Annotated in this window: 15 protein-coding genes; 5 read left to right on the top strand and 10 right to left on the bottom strand. The window is 55.3% G+C overall.

What is annotated here, in order from left to right:
- The first annotated feature begins 133 nt into the window (after positions 1 to 133).
- Genes ACT3RW_RS15645 through ACT3RW_RS15655 form a run of 3 tightly spaced genes read left to right on the top strand, consistent with a single transcriptional unit; the run spans position 134 to position 2,347 of the window.
- On the top strand, positions 134 to 742 hold the full coding sequence (locus ACT3RW_RS15645; RefSeq protein WP_444614395.1) for a helix-turn-helix domain-containing protein: 609 nt from the start codon (positions 134 to 136) through the stop codon (positions 740 to 742).
- A complete protein-coding gene (locus ACT3RW_RS15650; protein ID WP_444614396.1) occupies positions 732 to 1,451 on the top strand; it encodes a B3/B4 domain-containing protein in 720 nt (239 codons plus the stop codon). Before ACT3RW_RS15645 ends, ACT3RW_RS15650 begins: the two co-directional genes overlap by 11 nt.
- Positions 1,448 to 2,347 carry an EamA family transporter gene (locus ACT3RW_RS15655; RefSeq protein WP_444614397.1) on the top strand — a complete coding sequence of 300 codons (900 nt, stop codon included), beginning with the start codon at positions 1,448 to 1,450 and terminating at the stop codon, positions 2,345 to 2,347. The genes ACT3RW_RS15650 and ACT3RW_RS15655 overlap by 4 nt, the downstream gene beginning before the upstream one ends.
- A 366-nt stretch (positions 2,348 to 2,713) precedes the next feature.
- Here ACT3RW_RS15655 and ACT3RW_RS15660 read toward each other — a convergent pair whose 3' ends face one another.
- From ACT3RW_RS15660 to ACT3RW_RS15675, 4 genes are all read right to left on the bottom strand, one after another.
- Positions 2,714 to 4,021, bottom strand: a complete 1,308-nt coding sequence (locus ACT3RW_RS15660) for an ISL3 family transposase (RefSeq protein ID WP_441665189.1) — start codon at positions 4,019 to 4,021, stop codon at positions 2,714 to 2,716.
- Between the two features lie 497 nt (positions 4,022 to 4,518).
- A complete protein-coding gene (locus ACT3RW_RS15665) occupies positions 4,519 to 4,896 on the bottom strand; it encodes a VOC family protein (protein WP_444614398.1) in 378 nt (125 codons plus the stop codon).
- A 134-nt stretch (positions 4,897 to 5,030) separates the two neighbouring features.
- Complete coding sequence (locus ACT3RW_RS15670) at positions 5,031 to 6,494, bottom strand: amino acid permease (protein ID WP_444614399.1); 1,464 nt, start codon at positions 6,492 to 6,494, stop codon at positions 5,031 to 5,033.
- Between the two features lie 427 nt (positions 6,495 to 6,921).
- Positions 6,922 to 7,956 (bottom strand): IS630 family transposase, encoded by a 1,035-nt coding sequence (locus tag ACT3RW_RS15675; RefSeq protein ID WP_444614400.1) that lies wholly within the window; start codon positions 7,954 to 7,956, stop codon positions 6,922 to 6,924.
- A gap of 908 nt (positions 7,957 to 8,864) precedes the next feature.
- Here ACT3RW_RS15675 and ACT3RW_RS15680 point away from each other — a divergent pair.
- Complete coding sequence (locus tag ACT3RW_RS15680) at positions 8,865 to 9,227, top strand: hypothetical protein (protein WP_131089396.1); 363 nt, start codon at positions 8,865 to 8,867, stop codon at positions 9,225 to 9,227.
- 53 nt (positions 9,228 to 9,280) lie between these two features.
- Here the strand turns inward: ACT3RW_RS15680 and ACT3RW_RS15685 are convergent, their stop codons facing one another.
- From ACT3RW_RS15685 to arsB, 3 genes are read right to left on the bottom strand one after another with little or no spacing between them, the layout of a single operon-like run.
- The gene (locus ACT3RW_RS15685) at positions 9,281 to 10,693 is read right to left on the bottom strand and encodes an FAD-dependent oxidoreductase (RefSeq protein WP_444614401.1); all 1,413 of its coding nucleotides are present in this window, start codon (positions 10,691 to 10,693) and stop codon (positions 9,281 to 9,283) included.
- A gap of 35 nt (positions 10,694 to 10,728) precedes the next feature.
- Complete coding sequence (locus ACT3RW_RS15690) at positions 10,729 to 11,142, bottom strand: arsenate reductase ArsC (protein ID WP_131089398.1); 414 nt, start codon at positions 11,140 to 11,142, stop codon at positions 10,729 to 10,731.
- Between the two features lie 14 nt (positions 11,143 to 11,156).
- Entirely contained in the window at positions 11,157 to 12,230 is a 1,074-nt protein-coding gene (gene arsB, locus ACT3RW_RS15695) for an ACR3 family arsenite efflux transporter (protein WP_131089852.1), read from the bottom strand.
- 123 nt (positions 12,231 to 12,353) lie between these two features.
- On the opposite strand from arsB, the gene ACT3RW_RS15700 reads away from it, so the two are divergent.
- Entirely contained in the window at positions 12,354 to 12,725 is a 372-nt protein-coding gene (locus ACT3RW_RS15700) for an ArsR/SmtB family transcription factor (RefSeq protein ID WP_444614402.1), read from the top strand.
- Positions 12,726 to 12,781: 56 nt separating this feature from the next.
- Here ACT3RW_RS15700 and ACT3RW_RS15705 read toward each other — a convergent pair whose 3' ends face one another.
- From ACT3RW_RS15705 to ACT3RW_RS15715, 3 genes are all read right to left on the bottom strand, one after another.
- A complete protein-coding gene (locus ACT3RW_RS15705; protein WP_444614403.1) occupies positions 12,782 to 13,297 on the bottom strand; it encodes a GNAT family N-acetyltransferase in 516 nt (171 codons plus the stop codon).
- Between the two features lie 69 nt (positions 13,298 to 13,366).
- Positions 13,367 to 14,188 carry an enoyl-CoA hydratase/isomerase family protein gene (locus tag ACT3RW_RS15710; RefSeq protein WP_444614404.1) on the bottom strand — a complete coding sequence of 274 codons (822 nt, stop codon included), beginning with the start codon at positions 14,186 to 14,188 and terminating at the stop codon, positions 13,367 to 13,369.
- 116 nt (positions 14,189 to 14,304) lie between these two features.
- Positions 14,305 to 15,804, bottom strand: a complete 1,500-nt coding sequence (locus tag ACT3RW_RS15715; protein ID WP_131089401.1) for an aldehyde dehydrogenase family protein — start codon at positions 15,802 to 15,804, stop codon at positions 14,305 to 14,307.
- Between the last annotated feature and the right edge of the window lie 34 nt (positions 15,805 to 15,838).

Below are 15,838 nucleotides of genomic sequence, written 5' to 3' on the forward strand. Positions count from 1 at the left end.
GTTTACCCTAGGTGATCAGTTGGCACCGGTCAATGAATTTTGCTCTTATGACAAGCACCCTATGACCACGAAGTTACAGACATTTCGGACGTTAAATATAGACTATGCACTTTCAGTGCAATATGATGCACTAATGGAGACCAGCGCGGAGCGGCTCGCTCAAACCATCGGCACGCGGGTAAAAAACGAACGCAAAAAACACGAATGGACGCTGGATCAGCTCGCTGAGCATGCCGGGGTCAGCCGCCGCATGCTCATCAACGTTGAGCAAGGGACAGCCAACCCCAGCGTCAGCATTTTACTCAAACTTTCTGATGCGTTGGGACTAGGACTGCCCGCCCTGGTCGAACCGCCGGAAGCACGCCACTCTAATGTGACGCGCGCAGGCGAAGGTGCCGTCTTGTGGAACGGTGAGAATGGCGGCCGAGGAATTCTGGTGGCCGGCACCCAAGCCCCTGAAGTCGTTGAGCTATGGGACTGGAATTTAGCCCCCGGCGAGCGCCACGAGAGCGAAGCCCATGTTGCAGGAACCCGCGAACTTCTGCATCTGCTCAAAGGCTCTATCACCGTAGACGTTGATGGTGAAGCCCACGAGCTCAAAGCCGGTGATGCCATGTCCTTTGACGGGGACACCGCCCACTCTTACTCAAACACTCACAAGACCACCGCCATATTCAGCCTGTGCGTATTCGAACCAGGCGTGGGCCACACACATAAGACGGAGAACACCCATGACGAATAGGCTGACCCCCACCGAATTCCTCTACGGCTGCTCCATTGACCCCTCGGTCATAGAACTACGCACCGACTACCGCGCACTACTGTTGGTGGTTGAAGGTATCGACCCACAGGCGAATTCTGAGATCGCTGATGAATTGATCAACAAGGCAGAAGCTCACGCCAATGAGTTATTGGCCTCCACCCCAGTGGATCAGCTACCGCAGATCAGCGCTTGGCGCGAAGCTTACCGCGGGTTTGGCGCCAAACCTCAACGCACCCGCAACAGCCTCGAAGCACTCACTCGTCGCGCAGGCGCAGGCTTACCGCGTGTGAATGCATTGACTGATATTTACAACGCCATTTCCGTACTGCATCAAATTCCGCTCGGTGGCGAAGACTTTGATCTCTACGACGGACCGGCCACGCTCACCCGTGCCACCGGTGACGAATCCTTTGATACGAGTGCTGGCGGCGAAGTGGTGCTAGAGAACCCTGAAGCAGGCGAAGTGATTTGGCGGGATAACACGGGGGTGACCTGTCGCCGCTGGAACTGGCGCCAAGGTAAGCGCACCGCGCTGTCCCAGGACACCACTATCGCTTTTTTCATCTTGGATTCTTTAGCCCCCATGACCGGTGAAGAGCTGGAGGCAAGCGGCGAAGCCTTGAGCCAAGCCCTAGAGTCTTTGGGCACCGCAGTACGAGTTTCCAAGCGGATGGTAGGTGCCCAGTGAACCCTCGCTCCACACTCAATGGCCTGCCGCCGTGGACCTTGGCGGTTACCGCGATGCTGGCAGTCCAGCTATCCAACGCCACGTCCGTCTTTGTCATCGGGCAGGTTGGCGCTGGCGGTACGGCATGGCTTCGTATGTGCTTTGGCGTTGTTTTCCTCTGGATCATAGCGCGCCCAAATTTCCGCTCTATTCGCAAGCAAGACATTCCAGCGTTGATCGCACTAGGTGTGGTCACCGGTTTCATGACCGCGTTGTTCCTCGAAGCCGTTGACCGCATACCCCTGGGCACTGCCGTATCCATCGAGTTCCTCGGTCCGCTCACCGTTGCGGGAATCATGAGCAAAAACCGCAAGGCGTTGATGTGGCCAATATTGGCTGTCCTAGGCGTTGTACTGCTCACCGAACCGTGGCACGGGAAAATTGACGCAGTAGGTGTGATGTTCGCACTGGGCGCCGGAACCTGTTGGGGCTTATACAACATACTGACTCAACACGTTGGTGATCGCTTCTCGGGAATCAGCGGCTTGTCATTGACCATCCCCGTGGCTGCCTTCGCAACGATGCCGGTGGGCCTGCCACAAGTTATCAGCCACGATTTTGCGTGGTGGACTCTGCCCGCTGCAGCGGGCATTGCCCTCATCACCCCGGTCATCGCCTTTGGTTTGGAGATGTTGGCCCTCAAGCGGATGACGCACACCGCTTTTGGCACATTGCTTTCCATCGAACCGGCCTTTGGCATTCTTATCGGCTTGCTCGTTTTGGCCCAGACCCCAACCTGGTTCCAAGTCTTTGGCATCATTATCGTGATCGCGGCCGGAGCCGGGGCACAGCGCGGAGGGCGCCGCACGAGCGATGACTTACCTCTGTCAGATCTGCCGCTGGAAACTCAAAAATAGTTTGTTGGCTACTGCTCAATTTCGCGTAAAGATATCGCCCAAGATCTTCTTGATCTTGGGCGATATCTTTAGTCCAACTAGCGGATCCTGAACTCGGAGAACGACTGGGGACTCTCCGGGAGGTCAGAGCTGATCGAACGTTTTCTGTTCGTTTGCAACATAGTCACGGATAGCACTGCCGGCAACACTCGCCGAAGCCATCGCGGTAATACGTCCAGCACCGCCGAATTATTGGCCGGCCGCCGGAAAACCCAGGGCTGTAGTGCCATCAACAACCAATGGAAGAATGACGGCGCGCAGGCCCGAGCCCACTTCATTGAGCTCAGCAAAAACCGTACTGCATTCTTTGCAAACTTTACTGGCTCTTCACAAATGAGGGTGTAAAACCTTCCTAAATCCACCGGTCTCCAACAATGACCGTGCGACATAGTGCGTCAAATTTCGGAACCCCAAAGCGATACCCCGCAAATGCTCCAACCGCCCATTCAACGCCTCAGTAGGACCGTTCGAACAGCCAACATGGTCAAAATACGCCAGAATATCGCTCTTCCTACGCCGCAGAGTTCCACCGAGCTTCTTCAACTCCGGCAAACCCTTGGGCACCTTCGTTCCTATCTCCTCAATCAACTGCCCCATAGCCCACCGACCGACTTCTGGTTTCGATTGCCGGTACGCATCAACCATCTTCTGATAAACACTCCACACCAGTTCAACCGGCTCATACTCAGGTTTCTTGAACAACGCTTCAACCTTGGCTTTCTGCTTCTCCGTAGCCAATGACAGCCCGGTAGTCAGGGTCCGCCGGCACTGATACAGCGGATCATCTTTGCGCCCTCGATGACCGTGCTGCACCCGTTGAACCCGCTGCCTTGTCTGGTCCAACGCGTCAGATCCGAGCTTGACCACATGAAAAGGATCCAAAACTTCCACGGCTTGAGGTAGCTCTTCAGCGGCAGCGGTTTTGAAGCCTGTGAAACCATCCATCGCGACGACCTCAACAGTGTTTTTCCATGCTTCATCGCGTTCAGCAAGCCAGGTCTTAAACACGGCCTTGGAACGGCCGGGAATCATGTCTAATAAACGGGATGCTCCGGTGTCTTCCATGACGGGCGTGAGGTCCACGATGACCGTTACGTATTTATCCCCGTCGCGGGTATGACGCCACACGTGTTCGTCAACGCCAAGGACTTTGACCCCGTCAAAGCGGGTGGAATCATTGATCAGTAACCGTTGACCCTCGGCCAACACCGCGTCATTGGCGGTATTCCACGAAACGCCTAATCCTTCAGCAATCCGTGAGATTGAAAGGTGTTGGGTGACCAGGCCATAGAGCGCCCAACGCAAACCAGTTTTACTGATTTTCTGTCGTGGTGATACAGCTTGGGTGAGGTCTTCACGCCAGACATGGTGGCATTGCGTGCACCGGTACCTGCGGTGACGGATAGCTAGGGCGGTGGGCCGCCAGCTGAACGGTGCGTGCGCGATACGTCTGATGACGGTATCGCGTGGTATTCCTTGGGCTCCGCAGGATTGGCACCATGGGTTTGGGGTGGTGACTTCGCAGAGAATCTCAGCCCTGGCTGAGGTTATGTGTTGAGCGATAGCCGTTAGTCCTAGACTGTCGAGGCCGGTGAAAGTCGTCAGATCCGCTGGGGAATAGATAGAATGGTGCACAGTCGAGGTCTTTCAAGAATCGTTAGTGTGGTAACTTCCATTCTCGTGAAGGCCTCGACTTTTTATTGATTTATGACATGCCTGTGAGCTGTGGTGTTGGGTTTAGGTATCTACACTCTGAATTCGGAAGAGCCACTTTACTGTGCTGCTTTAATGCCTTCTCTTCTTTGCTTTTATTAGAGCCAAGGATCAAAGGGAGAAGATGCTTGCGCGCATCAACGTCCCGCTGCGACAGCACGCACGGATCCTTCAGATGTGCTGCAAGATACGCCTAACGCTGACCGTCACGTGCGCGGATGGCGAGGGCTGAAACGGCAAAAGGCGTCACACCAAGAATCGGAGCAAACTCACGCTGCGGCAGGCGCCCCATCTTTCCATCACGCCCACCTCGCTGATAAAGCAAGAGGCTGGGGATACGGTGCGTCGATTTTGGGGTTCACCGGCAAGGAACTCGGTAAAGAAATACCCCTCTATTATCTGCCCAGAAAGGCCAAGAATTAGTGAACCGGAGGATGCTCCGCAATGCAGAAGAGGTTGCCTTCTGGATCTGCCAGAGTAGTCCACTGAACGTGCTCAAATTCTCCGAGGACATCCCATTTGTGTGTAGCGCCCAGTTCGATCACCCGCTGAACTTCTTCTTCCCGTGTTCCCCAAGGGACCGTGAGATCCATATGAGCGTCCTGCGACTGCAAACGTGGCCCGGTGGCAGGCTGGAAGAACATTCCAAAGCCGTCAGCACTGGCAGGTGCCAGGTAGAAGCTGTCGCCTCCACCAGAAATTTGGTTGCCGGTTACTGCTGCCCAAAAGGTGGCCTGTGTTTGTGGGTTGTCGGCGGTCATGTTGATTGCGCCCAAGGAAATCTTTGATGAGGTCATGCCTTTACCGTACTCCTAGGCACCGACCAGATGCCCTTTGGTTCTCACTTCGGGTCACTCACTCCGGGCCAGAACGGCAATCGCCCTCAACCATGATCAATGGTTGAGGGCGATTCTCATTTGTTCAATGATTCCTAGTGTTCGCTGACGCGCTCACCTTCGGTGCCGTTGTTCAGCGCCAGGGCGTCTTGAGACGTTCCGCGCTTCTTCAGGTTCTTGCGCACCAGCGGCCAGAAGGCGACGAGCACCGCGGTGGCCAGCAAGCTGGTCCACACCTGGGTTCGACCGCTCTCGGAGCTGAGCATGACTCCCAGCACGCCCGCGATAGCAACAAACAGCACAATATTCAGCCACGGGTGCAGCCACACCTTCAGCTTCAGATTCGCAACCTCTTCGGAGGTCATCTTCTGGCGCAAGCGCATCTGCGTCAACGAAATGAAGACGTAGACGAACAACGCCACCAGGCCGGCAGAGTTCATGATGAAGTCGAAGACTCCCGAATCGGGAGCAGCGAAGTTCACAATAGTCGCAATCACCGCACCGGAAGTGGAAGCCACCAAAGCCCACAATGGGACGCCGTTCTTGGAACGGCGGGCCACAAACTTAGGAGCGAACCCTTGATCAGCCAGCGCGGCGAACATGCGCGAGGCCGAATACAGTCCAGAGTTGAGCACGGAAATCACCGCGGTGAAGATGACCAGCTGCATGATGATCGCAGCTCCCGGCAAACCGAGCAGTTCAAAGACCTTGGTGAACGGGGCTGCGGCTACGTTCACTGGTTCAGGCAGCTCATCCCATGGAATCACCATGGTGATGATCAATACGGCTCCGACAAAGAAGAGCAGGATACGCCAGATCACGGTACTGGTCGCCTGTTTAATTCCCTTGGCTGGGTCCTCAGACTCGGCCGCTGCCATCACGGCGATCTCGGTGCCGAAGTAGGAGAAAATCACCAGTGCCACACCGGTGAGCGCCACCCCATAGCCATTCGGGGCAAACCCGCCATGATTCCACAAGTTGCTCACCGAAATTTCGGTATCAGGCCACAGGCCCAACGCGAAGAGCAGACCAGCGCCGAGGAAGACCACGATGGCCAAGACCTTGATGCTTGCCAGCCAGAATTCGACTTCGCCGAAGGTACGCACAGAGATGGCGTTAGTGCCGATGAAGATTAGGATCAGGATCAGCGACCAGGTCCAGGCAGGGAGGAAAGCAAACCAGGAGTTCAGGGTTTCACCGCCAAGCACCGCTTCGTAGGCGAGCACTCCGACCCAGAAATACCAGTACAGCCAACCCACCAGGTACGCGGCCCAATTGCCCAGCCCTACTCGGGCATACTCCATGAAGGAACCGACCGCAGGGCGGGTAGCTGCCATCTCACCGAGCATCCGCATGGCAAGAAATACCAGCAAGCCGCCGATGAGGTAAGAGATAATTGCCGCTGGACCCACCGAACGGATGACGTTGCCCGAACCGACGAACAAGCTTGCGCCGATGATTCCGCCGAGGGTAATCATCATGACGTGGCGCGAGCGAAGCTGCTTGGGCTTAACTGTCGTTCCGGTTGGGGTGCTGGAGGGATCTTGTGTTCCTGCCATGGTGCCTCACTAGAGAAAGGTTCAATCTGCACGCGTTGCTGCAATGATTTTTCGTACGGTTCAGCATAAACGGTTCGCTGTCAGCGAAGAAATTGCGTGTCTACGCATGCAGAGTGGCGGTGGGAATCTGGACCGCCCAATGAACCGAGCAAGTGCGGCTCCTGGACGTCTTCACTTGAATCCCGCCGCAATCCCGAATGCAACTGTGAATCCACGCGGAATCCACACGGAATCCAGCGGGATATCAACGCGACGTACGTCCAAACCCAGTCCAAAAAGTCTTCCGGGTATGCCCGGAGGAAGATGGATTCACGAAGCGTTCTCGATAAAGAAGCAACGTGGATCATGCGCATCAAAGAACCGAACGAAATCACCTTTTAACAAGTCAGTTATGGCTCTCATATATCAAAAACGGTCAGCCAGAACCTCAAATCTTGTAATCAAACAACCGTGACCGGATATGCGCTTCAAACGCCGCCACCGTCGACTCAAAGTCATCACGTTGAACATTACTGATCGCGTTCTTCGCATCATTCCACACATGCTCAACCGGATTATGATCCGGAGCGTACGGCGGAAAACTGATCAAATGAACATCCTGCAACGTTTCGCCCTGAGCTAGCTCTACACGTAGCAACTGGTTCTTATGCCACGCCGCGTTATCCCACACAATCACAATCCGTTTCCCTGGATGCAACCCCACCAACGTTTGCACAGCTTCAAGGATCGTGGTGGCGTTCTGCCAATCCAACCGCAACGTCAAACACTGGCCCGTATTCTGATCCAAGAACCCGATAAACGACTGCGAAGCCTTCTGCCGGTCAACCTTCACCACGGTTTTCGTGCCCTTCTCATACCAAGCCCGCCGGACAACGGCTTCCTGATCAATACGCACCTCGTCCGCAGCGAAGACCAACGTGTCCTCGTCAGCTAACGGGACCGTGAGTTCTTCACGGATCTCTTTGATCCGCAGGTCAATGGCCTTGTCATCGCCTCGTCTGCGGTCAAACTTCTCTGGCTTATGAAAAGACAACCCCGCCATGCGCAACAAGAACTGATACGAAGTCGCAGACGCATATTCAACGTTGAACGTCGTGAATAACCAGTGATCTAGTTTCGGGACATCCCAGAACTGTGCTGGCAAGTACTGGTCACCTGGCGGCTGGGAGAGGACCTGAGCGACAATCTCTCGTTGCTCCTCAGTGAGGAAACTACGGTTCAGGTTTCCTGCATGACCTGTAAACAAAGACGCCATACGCTGCTTACTCCAGTCCCGGGCCCAGTCCTCCAGCGTGGAAGGTTCACGGTCCACGAAGTCAGCAACGATCACCGGGTCAACACCCGCAGAAAGCAGGAGTACTGCTTCTGCTTTATTCACCACGAGCTTGTGGGGAGCAGTGTTCTTGTAGTCTTTGAGCAGTCGGCGTTCAGCGTCGGTGACTTCGGGGTTTGGCATACCCACAAATTAACACTCCGTGTGGTTCACGCAAGCATTAACGCGCCGGTCGGGTTTAGGTTATTGAATCCGTTTTTGAAGTATGCCCGCCATACCTATTTTTAATTGCCTGACACCTCAGCGAGTTCACATTGCGCTCATGTACTAGCAACTCGTGGCTCCTGTTTTATCCATAGCTTCATGGTTGTTCGTCATCAAGGGCACGGCAGTCGGTGCGCTTCCTCAAGAGATGAAAGATTCAAGGGATCAACCCTTCCAGGTTTGAGCCCGCTCCCCCATTTGTCCTATAGATCCACATCCAGGACTTTAGAAGAAGCAACCCCAGGCTGCCGCAGCATTACACCTAGGGTCAGACCGACTGTCAGAGCTAATGCTTAGAGGGCCGGTTCCTTGCTTCACCCTAAACCAAAGGACGCCCACCAAAGGCTTTCAAGCAGACCATGGCTTGCTAGATGTTTTCCGGTGGCCTGCCTCTGGTTAGAGATCGTTACAACACTGAGCAATTAGGGTTGCTCACCTTGCGCTGTAAGGCTATGTCTCGCTGGGGATTTTGCTGGCACCCCTCAGCGTCGCTTGAGTTTTCCCCATCGGAAAAAATCTTCTTGATTCCAATCAATATTGTGTGACAATATTCCTGTGTCATTGGAATTCTCTAACAGTGCGGACAAACACGGCATAGACCGCAGAGATGCATTGAACGCTATTTTGAATTATCAGTATCGCGAAGAGAAATTTGCCAAGCCCAGTGTCGGATCGCACGGTCGCCCCGACCTGTTCATCGGTCCATTACGAGACCGCTCAAAGTTGCTAGAAGTTATGGCGGTAGTTACCCCGCCAAACAAGGTCTTCAACTTTCACGCCATGGAGGCTCGAAAGAAGATTTTGAATATTGTGCGAGAAAGCACTCAGTAGACATGCATAAGAAGAATCCACCCATCAAGAGCTCAGGCACCTTTGACATGTTGAGCGAAACTGAGATCAAAGAGCTAGAGGTTTGGGCAGAAACTGCGCAGATCTCTGAAAATGCGTTGATTAGTAAATCCGAAGCTGCGGGTGCCGGAATGGATCTACTCGCAACTGCCTTAGGTTCGAAAATAGCGGTGCATCGCGCCGTTGGGAAACCGTCCCTCAGTGGACGCGGCATATCTCCCGCCAGATCTGTACGACTACCTGCAGACATGGATGAGAAGTTAATCGAAAGAGCAGAGCATGACCAGATAAAGCCCAGCGAGGTCATCCGTCGCGCCTTGGACGAGTACCTCTCGCGCGCGTCCTGATCTTCTTTGCAGACACCCCGCTGACGGACCGAAGGGGAGCGCCGAAGAAGCACCTAGTCGCTTGAAGTTCCCTCGACCAACTGTGCATTCCCATGCAACGTTCCGGTTGATAGCCCGAAGACCACCGGCTGCGGTCCACTACTGCAGCACGAAGATTCTTCCTGTGCCGGGGCATCACATGAGCCACCCAGATCCGTAGAGCAGACTCCGGTTTCCGGTAGGTCCAGCTCCACCCGGTCAGCGGCTTGGCTATCGCCGGATAACGCGGCGGCAATGGAGCGCACCTGCTCATACCCGGTTGCCATCAAGAAGGTTGGGGCGCGTCCGTAGCTCTTCATTCCGACGATGTAGAAGTTCTTTTCCGGATGAGCCAGCAACTTTTCTCCGTGCGCGGTGACCGTGCCACAACTATGGAACTCGGGATCAACTAGTGGCCCCAACTGTCGTGGTGCTTCAACACTTTCATCCAAATCCAAACGAAGCTCGGAAAGCATCTGCAGGTCTGGGCGGAAACCGGTCGCCGCGATAATGCGGTCCACTACAAGCTCCCGGCCATCGGACAGGGACACCGTCAATTGCTCTTCGGACTTCAGCGAAGCCACAGCCACATTTTCAAGTAGCTGCACGTTGCCGTTTTCTACCAGTCGGCGCAGGCTGGTTCCCAGTTGTCCTCGCGCAGGCAGCTGATCAGCGGCGCCACCGCCATAGAGGCGAATCGGATTCGCGTCCCCACGCAAGCCCCACACGACCCTGGTCTCGGGATACTGCTTTTGCAATCGACCCAGCGCAATGATGGTGTTGGCTGCCGAGTGCCCGGCGCCGAGAACCAGCAAGGACTTTCCAGCCAATTCCTGCTCATCAGCACCTAGCGGATCAACAAGACCACCGAGGATATATCCGCGTTCGCGGGCTTTCGCTTCTCCGATGGCTTCGATACCTGCTCGACCTACTGGGCTGGGTTGGTTCCAGGTTCCGCTGGCATCAACCACGGCGCGACCAATGAGATCTACTTGGTCCTCGTTAGTTTGGGCGCGCACCAAAAATAGTGTTTCGTCCCGATTGGCACCGCGAGTCTTGTCTACACCGCGCCCGTCGGCGGCGATGCGGCTGACCTTGATAACCCGGTGACCGTAACGAATGCGTGGCGCCAGTTCGGGATGCGCGGCCAGCGGCTGAAGGTACTCGCTGACCAGTTCGCCGCCGGTAGGAAGTTTGGTGATTCGCGGTGCTTCCCACTCCCCTGCATAGCCTTCGCTTGCGGTTTCCAACAGACGCTGAGCGGCAGCGTCGATGTTAAACCGCCAAGGAGAGAAGAGCTTGATGTGTGCCCACTGCTTGATGGCCGAACCAGCCTGCTCTCCTGCTTCCAGAACCAATACTTCCTGACCGCGTTCACGCAGGTGTGCTGCGGTGGCCAGGCCAATGGGTCCTGCACCAATTACGATCACCGGATAGGTTGAGCTCATGGCATTCTCCTTTGCGTAAGGACTGCGTTAGGTGGCTAGTTAGCTGGTAGCAACTCGGAAATCAGGGTTTCGATCCGGCTGCGGATCTCGTCGCGGATTGGACGTACGGCGTCCACTCCTTGACCGGCTGGGTCTTCCAGCTTCCAGTCTTCGTAGCGCTTACCCGGGAAGATCGGGCAGGTATCTCCGCAGCCCATGGTGATCACTACATCGGATTCTTTCACCGCTTCGGTGGTCAGAATCTTTGGAGTTTCAGCCGACATGTCAATGCCTTCTTCGGCCATGGCTGCCACGGCTGAAGGGTTCACCGAATCAGCTGGTGCGGAACCGGCTGAACGGACCTCAATCTTGCCCTCGGAAAGATGGGAGAGGTACGCAGCAGCCATTTGTGAACGTCCTGCATTGTGAACGCAGACAAAGAGTACCGAAGGTTTGTGGAGCTCAGTCATGGTTAGTTGATTCCTTAGGCCGAAGTAGTTGCGAGTTCAGTGGATGGGAAGAATTTGCGGGTCCAGAGGGCCACATACACAAGTGCCACCAAAACTGGTACTTCGATCAGTGGACCAACCACGCCAGCGAGCGCTTGTCCACTGGTTGCACCGAAGGTGGCAATGGCCACCGCGATAGCCAGCTCAAAGTTGTTGCCAGCTGCAGTGAAAGCCAGCGTAGTGGTGCGTGGGTAGCCAAGATTCAGGGCTCGACCAATGAGCATTCCAGCACCAAAAACCACCACAAAATAGGTCAGTAGCGGCAGCGCCATCCGCAGTACATCCCACGGTTTGGAGATGATGTTATCTCCCTGCAAGGCAAAGAGCAGAACAATGGTGAACAACAGACCGTAGAGCGCCCACGGGCCAATCTTTGGCAGGAATTTACCCTCGTACCAATCCCTGCCCTTGGCTTTTTCACCCAGGGTTCGGGTCAAGAAACCAGCCAGCAGTGGAATGCCCAAGAAGACGAGTACCGAGGCGGTGATGGCACCTATGGAGAATTCTGCACTGGTGGTTTCCAGCCCTAACCAGGAAGGCAGCAACTGGAGGTAAAACCAACCCAGCGCACCAAAGGCAACGACTTGGAAGATCGAGTTGATGGCTACCAGCACGGCTGCCGCTTCTCGGTCACCGCAGGCCAAATCGTTCCAGATGAACACCATCGCGATGCAGCGAGCCAAACCAACAATGATCAGCCCCGTGCGGTACTCGGGGAGGTCTGCGAGGAAGATCCAGGCCAGGACAAACATGAAGGCCGGTGCCAGCACCCAGTTGATCACCAGCGAAGTGATCATGAGCTTTTTATCAGTGAGAACTCGAGAGGTTTCGTTGTAACGCACCTTGGCTAGGACCGGGTACATCATCACTAAGAGCCCCATGGCAATGGGAACCGAAACCCCACCGACAGTGAAGCGGTCCAACAGTTCACCCAGCGCAGGAAAGATGCGTCCCAACCCCAGCCCGATGGCCATGGCTAGCAGGATCCATAGTGCCAAATATCGGTCTAGGAAAGAGAGCTTCGCCGCCACGGGGGCGGTGTCGGGCATTGGCGCGGGTGTCACTGAATTATCACTCCAAGATTAGACATCGACGACTATCGATATTTCGAGTATCCTTGCATATATCGACGTTTGTCAATCTCTGACGGAACTACGAAAGCGGCCCAAACAATGAGTACGGACACAAGCACCGAGTCGGGCCTGAACCTTCAGCCTTTCGAATCTCCATGTTGTGTTCCAGCTGAGGACAAAGACATCCTTCAGGCAGAAGAAGCCGAGCTACTCGCCTCTCGTTTTAAGGCGCTCAGCGATCCCAACCGGCTTCGCATTCTCTCGATTGTCTCGGCGAACAAGGAATCTGAGACGTGCGTCTGCGACTTGCCCGAACCCCTGGGACTGAAGCAACCCACCGTCTCCCATCACCTGAAAATCTTGGTGGAGGCAGGGCTTTTACACCGCGAAAAGCGTGGCGTCTGGGCCTACTTCTCCGTGGTTCCCGGCGCACTGGAATCCCTAAGCGCAGCCTTGGTGGCAAAAAAGTAGCTTCATTAGTTCAGATGACCCCGCCCTAGCGAGCCGGTCAGCTCACTGCCGTCCACTCAAAGCCTCAGCTCGTACAGGTACGTGTCCATCCACTGTCCGGCAACCTCACCACATGCGCCCTTCGCAATACGTTCTCGGCGGCCGACTTCCCGGAAACCAACTTTTTTGTGCAGTGATCTACTACCTTCATTGCCGGAAATAATCGCTGATTGAATCGTCCAATAACCCTGCTCATTGACCCGTTTGATGAGCTCTTGAAGCAGTATGGTTCCGATCCCACGCCCCGAGCATTGCGGATCAATGTAGACCGAATGCTCAACCACCCCACGGTAGGCGGAGCGTTCTGAAATAGGTGCGGCAGCAGCCCAACCGGCAACATTTCCCTCGGGATCGAGCGCCACCAAGGTCAGCTCCGGGATCTTCGCACCAAAGAATTTTTCCTTGGACGAAACCTCTGATTCAAAAGTTGCCAGCCCGGTTGTGATCCCTTGCCCATAAATAGTGGATACCGACTCCCAGTGATCTTGGGTCATCTGAGCAATCTGAATATCAGCGCTATTGGTCTTCCCCACGGCGGATCCTTCCCAAGAGTTCTGGCGCTATGTGGTGCGGATTTTCGGCGAGCGTTCATTCCCAACACGCTAATCCAAGGCAACCGTACGGTTCCAAGTGAATTCGGGTGCCCGCTTTTCTAAGAACGCCGTAATACCGGTCGTTGGATCATCCGAGACATCCATCTGCTGCTGCCAATAGGCGTTGATTTCTTCTAGGTCAATGCCACCCACAGCTATCGCGTCAACAATAGCTTTCATGGCTTGAATTGACAGGGCCGAACGCCCCGCCAAATGTTGTGCGTACTTTTCGATCCATTCCCAGAACCCCTGAACCGGTAAAACACTTCCAACCAACCCAACGTTTTTCGCCTCATCCGCATCAATGAAGTCAGCGCTGAACAGCAATTGCTTGGCTACGCCAGGGCCCACAAGACGCACTAGACGTTCAATGCCACTGGTGGGATAAACGATGCCAATCTTGGACGGAGTAATCCCGAAGTGGGCACGCTCGCTAGCGATGCGGATATCGCAGGCTCCGGCTATCTGCCAACCACCGCCGACACAATAACCATCAATCGCCGCGATAGTTGGTTTAGGGAATGCTGCCAACGCGTTTTCTCCGGCGCTGACATGTCCACCGTCATGACGGCCTGACTCTGCATCATGCAAGATTGCGCGCAAGTCGCTGATATCAGCACCGGCACTGAAGTTCTCTCCGGCCCCGCGAACTACCAGCACGCGTACCGAGTCGTCTTCAGCCAGGGTATAAAGCAGGGTCGCAAACTGTCCCCACATATCTTTGGACACCGCATTACGTCGACGCGGATTATCGATATACAGCGTTGCCACCGCGCCACTGCGTTCTACGCGCAGGCTACCTGTTAGATCCGGTTGCTGTTCGACACTCATAGTCCGCCCCTTAGCGCTGACCCATCTCCGGGCCAGTTGATCAGTCCTGCCTCTATCAAAGCATCATTCGTTCTTCACCAAGCGAACTAGCTTTTACTCGGCCCATTTTGTTGCTTCTAGCCGCGCAACTTTACGTTGATTTGTTTGGTCTGGGTGAAGCCGGCCAGCATTCCTTCTAGAGATACTTCGCGCCCGATGCCTGACTGCTTGTAGCCACCATAGGATTGGCCCACCACTTGGCCACCTCCCTGGTTGACTTGAACCCAACCTGCTTCCACACGGTGGGCAGTGTTCAGCGCATTATCTAGGTTGTGACTCCATACGTAGGCGGCCAAACCATAGTGCGAATCGTTGGCCATCTTCACGACCTCGTCGACTTCTTTCCAACGAATAGCCACCAGCACTGGCCCAAAAATCTCTTCTTGTGCAAGACGGAAGTCATTGCTTGCTCCGCCAAAAACGGTGGGCTGGTGGAAGTACCCTTCGGTCAGTGGCCCTGAAGTTGGCTCGTCTCCACCCAAAGCTACGGTCAGCGCCGAGTTGTTCCGACCTTCTTGCAGGTAGTCACTGATTTGGCGGTGCTGGCTGGCATTGATGATCGCGCCCATGTCAGTGGCCTCATCCAGCGGGTCACCCACCTTCAGCGCTCCGAGCTTAAGGGTCAGCTTTTCCAAGACTTCGTCATAGACGTCTTCATGTAGGAAAAGCCTCGATCCGGCGGTGCAGCTTTGCCCCTGACGGGTGAAGCGCGAGGCGGCCAGCAGCCCATCAATCAGTTCATCGTCTACGGCATCGGGGAAGACAATCGAAGGATTCTTTCCGCCTAGTTCCAGAGAGACATGTGCAAGGCGTTCGCTTGCGGTGCGGGCGACTCCTCGACCTACGTCGGTTGATCCGGTGAAGGAGACTTTGTCCACGCCAGGGTGCTCGGATAAGGCCTGACCTATCACGGATCCGCGACCGGTCAACGCGTTGAGCACTCCTGCGGGCAGGTGTCGGTTGCAGATTTCGGCAAGTAGCAAGATGGTCAGCGGCGCATCGTCGGCCGCTTTGAGGATGACAGTATTTCCGGCTGCTAGCGCCGCTGGAATCTTAAAGCCGGCAATCATCAGCGGTGAGTTCCACGGCAAGATACACGCGACCACTCCCAACGGTTCAAGTCGGGTGTACTGCAGTTGGTTCTCGCCAGCGGGCAGTGTGGTGCCTTTGACTTCGCCCGCGATGCCGGAGAAGTAGCGGAACAGGGCCACCAGCGTGGTGACTTCCGGGCGGGCCTGGGTGCGCAGCGCGTTGCCGGTATCAAGGGAGGTGAGCTTAGCGAAGTCCTCGGCTCGTGCTTCAATGTCGTCGGCGATTTTGGCCAGTGCCCGGGCACGCTCGGTGAAGTGCACCCCGCGCCATGCACCAAACGCCTTGCGAGCTGAGTCAACCGCTCGATCCACATCTTTGATACCGGCGGCAGGCACTCGGGCGATGACACTTTCACGGATCGCCGGGTTGCGGACCTCGCGCCATTCACCGGTACTCGATTCGGTTTTTTCGCCATCTATCCACATGGGCTGGTCAAAACCGTTGAGCAGGTTTTCGGTGCGTGGATCAGTGTTAGAAGTGCTCATTGTTCCTCGTATTCAATAAAGCTAGGGTTGACCA

This window comes from Glutamicibacter sp. AOP5-A2-18, from assembly GCF_052446055.1.
GTDB lineage: Bacteria > Actinomycetota > Actinomycetes > Actinomycetales > Micrococcaceae > Glutamicibacter.